Here is a 3,806-nt window from a genome sequence, read left to right as displayed (position 1 = left end):
GCCTTTGAATATAATTTGGTTAAATGGAATGGCTCTGATTGGGTTAGGGCTTTCCCAAATGGTTTGGCAACAAATGCTTACAATGTGATTAATAAAATGCTGGTTTATCAAAATGAGCTTTTTTTGCTTACCTCCAACAACCGTACCCTGGTGTATGACGGTCAAAGTTGGGATTCTACCCGTTTCGATTATACGGTTGGCGGAAGTACCTTTACCTCCAATTTTACCGATGCCGTTTTATTCAATGGTGCTTTTTACGGATGCGGTAGCTTCTTGTCCGTAGTTGGTGGAAATTATGTGTTCAGTAATTTTGGTAAATGGGATGGAACTCAACTCTCCACGCTGCCGAGTCCTTATGAAACAATTAATCGGGTTGGTACAGACGGAACCTACTTGTATGCCATCGCTAAGGATAGTACCGGCGAGGTTTACCTGGGTCGTTTCGATGGATCCAATTGGGTGAATTATGCTCATTTACAATCTCCTGGTTTGGGCGTTATTCCTGGTTATGAACTCTATGACTATAACAGAATTGTTTCCTACAATGGCGAACTTTATATAGGAGGTCGCTTTAACCAGATTGATGGGAATTCTATTCAAAGTTTTGCAAAATTATCCGGTGCTCCTACCAATCTTACTCCTTTGGCTCCTACTAATTTGCAAATTGCTGTTTTTAAAACAGAAACAGATTATGTTCAATTAACATGGACCGATAATTCCAACAACGAAACGGGATTTATCATTCAACGAAGTGTGGCTAATTCAAGCTCCTATTCCAATTTAGATACGGTTGCCGCCAATGTTACAACATTCGACGATTATGCAATTGCTTCTTTTACAGATTATTATTACAAAGTTATAGCTTTCAATACGTCCGGAAATTCGGTTGCTTCTAACGAGGTTACGGTTTCTATCGGATCGGTTGGGTTGACTGAAAATGCCTTGGAGCCTAGTGTTTTCCCAAATCCAACAACAGGTTTATTGCAGGTTAAGCTCCAAAGTTCGCCAAAAGAATTGAACCTGAAAGATTTGCAAGGACGGGTTTTGGCTCATTTTCATGCTCCATCTTCTTCCTTAAACCTTGATTTGACTAGCTTCGAAAATGGACTTTACCTTTTGGAGTGCGTTTGGGAATCAAACCGGGTTTCAAATGTTAGAATCAGCAAGCAAAACTAAGTAAGGTTTTTCGGAAATCAGATAACCCCGGTTGGTCCGTTTTGGGCTGATCGGGGTTGTTTTTTGGCGGGCCCATTCGCCTCCATATTTTCTGCTTGAACCAGCTTTGTGCATGGCTCATGGCCGGGCTATCGGCTGTAGTCCTCGGCAGCCTCCGCTAGCGCTGCGCCTGCCTCAGAGCTACTTGCCTCTATCCCTGCCCGACGCAACCTCAACCATTCATGGCCAATCCAACCTTCATTTTTGTTTATGACAGTCAATTGAAGTTGGGTATGCGTAAATTTGTCGCAAGTAGAAGAAATAGGGGCATTTTGCAGCTTAATAATACGCTTCTTTTGGCTTAGGTTTCTTTCTACTTGGAATCACAAATGGTGATTTTGGTTTAATACCTATGGTATTAGCAAAAAAGTCCAAAACCTAGTTTGAAAGTTACATGGTTAATTGCCCCAAAAAAAATGTTTAAACAAATTATGGCAGAGCAGATTTGTACTGTAACAGATTGGCAATCGGTATAGGCTTAACTTGGGGTTAGTTGTTCCCGGGGTTGTTTGAAATACTGGCAAAAAAAAAGGTTGCCATGGTGTTTGGCAACCTTTTTTTATTTTCGAAAAACTGCTTATTTGTTTTTCAATGTTTCGATTTCTTTTTTCAAGGATTCGATCATTTGTTGTTGTTCCTGAATGGCTTTAACCAAAACAGGAATCATTTCAGTGTATTTCATACCATAAGGGTCAGTAATTTCCGGAACTGGTTTACCGTTGGCTTTGGCATTTTTAAGTGTTTCTTCGCTGGCATAAGAATGAACAACTGCTTGAGGAATTACTTGTTCAACTTCTTGAGCTAAGAAACCAATGTTGTTTTCTTTGCCATCTCTTGGATTTTTCCAATCGTAAGAAACAGGACGAAGTTTCAAAACTTCATTCAATCCAAAGGTAAGTGGTTTAATATTGGTTTTCATCCTGGCATCGGAAGTTTGAATAACGCCATTACCTGCATAAACGTTTGCAAAGCGATAAATTGGATTTCCAACGCTGGTTAGGTTGTCGTCCCATGGTTCTAAATCATTATCAGCTTCTGATATCCACATGCCAATAAAGTTTGTTCCGTCATTTACGAAATAGGTAGCTGCATAGGCTTGGTTAGCAAAAGTGATAACAGAATCTGTAGTTAAACCAGTTTTCCAGGAAATGGCCGGATTGCCGGTACCAAGGTTATCTCCAATTGCAAGGTTATTTAAACGGATATCCAATTGTTGAACCGGTGTGGTGGTTCCAATTCCCATTAATGTACCATTATCAAATATTCTTGAATTTCCTAATGCAGTAGCAGAAGTCCATTTGGGAACTACGTTTGTTGTTCCACCGCTCAATCCTGGACCTGTTGCACCGGTTGCTCCTGTAGCGCCGGCTGCACCTGTGGCACCATTAGCACCTGAAGGACCTGTAGCTCCGGTTGCACCATTGGCACCTGAAGCACCTGTTGCACCCGTAGCACCCGTAGTACCGGCAGCACCAGTTGCACCAGTTGCACCAGTTGCACCGGCTGCACCGGTAGCTCCTGCTACACCTGTTGCACCTGTTGGACCGGTTACACCTGGAGTTCCGGGGCTTCCGGCAGCACCTGTTGGACCAGTAGCTCCACCACCCGGTCCTGTTGGACCTGTAGCTCCGGTGACACCGGCAGGAGCGTTAGCAGCATAAAGTGCGTAAGGAACGCTTAATAATTGTGGGGTTCCAACCAGGGAATAGTTAGTGCCCCCATTGGGATCCAACTCAACTTTAAGGAATTTGCCTCCACCGGTTCCCCAGTTAATGCTGGCAAAAGAGCCGGATAAAACGTTTCCGGTTCCTATAGCAACATTAAATAGACCCAAAGTATTGGTGGTTGCTGGGAAATATTCAGAATACAAAACAGTTCCGGAAGCTGAACCATCGAGAATGCTTACACGAAGGTTAACAGCTTGGTTAGGTAAAACAGCTCCGGCTGCATCTCTTGCAACTGCTTGGTAATTAAAGCTGCTTGGTGCTTGACCGAACGAAAGGCTAGCCGTTAAAATGAGGGCTGCCACAGTAGTAAGTAATTTTTTCATTGGAATGGGAAATTAGATTTTAGTAAGTTTAATGGCTTTTGCAAAGTCACCATTGGCAGTTGAAATTTTTACCAAATAAGCTCCGGGTGCAAACGTTGACATGGAGATGCTATGCTGAGTTTGACCATTTCCAACATAAATGCTGGAGGTTTTTACCAGTTTTCCTAGCGCATCTGTTATTTCAACAATAAAATTCCCGGATTTTTCAGCAGAAAATGCCAAGGTTAGGTTTTCTGAAATTGGATTCGGAAAGGCATTGATGCTGATAAGTTTATCCGGGTCAGCAATGCCAATGGTGATACCATTTTCGGGCTGATGAAAACCTTGGGTAAGTAAATTTCCGGCTGATGAAACTGTTGTAATGGCAATTTCTCCTACCGTCCACGATAAGGAGATACTACCACCATAAGTTGTTTCTCCCGCCGAACCTATAACTGTAGGACTCAAGGTCTGGGCTAAACTTACACCTGCAGTCAATACCAAACCTGAAACAAGCATGGTGATTTTTTTCATTGGTGATAAATTATTGGTTAGTAAAAAA

At 42.4% G+C, this 3,806-nt stretch carries 3 protein-coding genes; 1 reads left to right on the top strand and 2 read right to left on the bottom strand.

Annotation, left to right across the window (positions count from 1 at the left end; all coding sequences use genetic code 11):
* A partial coding sequence (locus K1X82_15080; protein ID MBX7183433.1) for a T9SS type A sorting domain-containing protein occupies positions 1–1,176 on the top strand: 1,176 nt, incomplete at its 5' end.
* A 616-nt stretch (positions 1,177–1,792) separates the two neighbouring features.
* On the opposite strand, the gene K1X82_15075 is transcribed toward K1X82_15080, so the two are convergent.
* Positions 1,793–3,265 (bottom strand): tail fiber domain-containing protein, encoded by a 1,473-nt coding sequence (locus K1X82_15075; GenBank protein ID MBX7183432.1) that lies wholly within the window; start codon positions 3,263–3,265, stop codon positions 1,793–1,795.
* Between the two features lie 12 nt (positions 3,266–3,277).
* On the bottom strand, positions 3,278–3,806 hold a 529-nt coding region (locus tag K1X82_15070; GenBank protein ID MBX7183431.1), incomplete at its 5' end, for a T9SS type A sorting domain-containing protein.

The sequence above is a fragment of the Bacteroidia bacterium genome (assembly GCA_019695265.1).
GTDB lineage: Bacteria > Bacteroidota > Bacteroidia > JAIBAJ01 > JAIBAJ01 > JAIBAJ01.
Note: the sequence above shows the minus strand (reverse complement) of the source record. Positions and strands in the feature narration are given on the sequence as shown.

Coding starts and splice junctions, on each gene's coding strand:
- K1X82_15075 (MBX7183432.1), bottom strand. CDS start 3,265: ATGAAAAAATTACTTACTACTGTGGCAGCCCTCATTTTAACGGCTAGC.